Annotated in this window: 1 protein-coding gene; it reads right to left on the reverse strand. The window is 36.2% G+C overall.

The window, feature by feature from the left end; genetic code table 11:
- A partial coding sequence (locus JCM10991_RS14130) for an LPXTG cell wall anchor domain-containing protein (protein WP_035189138.1) occupies positions 1 to 1,028 on the reverse strand: 1,028 nt, incomplete at both ends.

Below are 1,028 nucleotides of genomic sequence, written 5' to 3' on the forward strand. Positions count from 1 at the left end.
AAGGTTTGTAATGCTTTTGTAGCCGTCCAAGTTACCTTAGAACCTTCAGTCTTAACTGTAAAGTAAGTTGCAGGTTTGTCAGCCTTAGTAAACTTGCCAGACTTATCACGTAAGTATACGTCAAATCCAGAGAAGGTTACATCTTTATCAAAGTCATCAACATAAGTTAAAGAATCAACCATCGCGTGGTTTTCTTCTAAACGTTGACCGTTAAGAGTGTAAGAAACAGTATCGCCTTGGATAACGGTCTTACCAGAGTCATTAACAACTTTAGTCAAGCCATCGATAGTTTCTTGGCCAACAGTTACAACTTTAGAAGCTTGTGGCGTAATAGGCTTGTAAGTTACAGTTTCAACAGTATTACTGTTTTGTTTTGCCTTGTTGTGGTATTCAATAAAGGTATTCTTAACCACACCGTAACCTTGACGATTAACTTCAATTAATGTTTGGAATTGAACTTGTTGGTCTTTGTTGTAGTTGTTAAGAATGTCCTTAAATGCCTTAGTAGCAAAAACAGTTACAACAGAATCCTTATCATTATAATTGTAGTCAAAGTAACGAGAAATATCAGTATTCTTAGTTACCTTTTGCCCATTACCAAGGTTAATGTCTGTTAATGCGTATACATACCAGTGGTTATTGAAGTCATCACGCTTATCTAAGTGATCTTCCATACTCCATGAATCAGTATCAAACTTGTAATTCTTAGGAAGAATTGAAGATTTAAGCGTGTAAGTTACAACATGGTTGAAACCAACTTCTTGTTGGTCAAGAGACTTAGGATTACCAAGATTTTCAATTACATCCTTCTTAGGATCTAAGTTGTATACATAGTTCTTAACCATGTTTGTCTTGTAGACGTTACCCGCATTCACTTGTTGAGCGGTGTTGTCAATTTCAGTACCATTCTTCAAGCCAGACTTAGGTGTTGCGTAGAAGACTACATTAAGCTTTTGCCCACCAAAAGTTGAAATTAACTTAGCAGCTTCCTTAGCTGTAACCTTAAATGAGCCTTTCTTGTCATCAAA

Origin of the sequence: Ligilactobacillus equi DSM 15833 = JCM 10991, assembly GCF_000615765.1 — a bacterium.
Classification (GTDB): Bacteria; Bacillota; Bacilli; order Lactobacillales; family Lactobacillaceae; genus Ligilactobacillus; species Ligilactobacillus equi.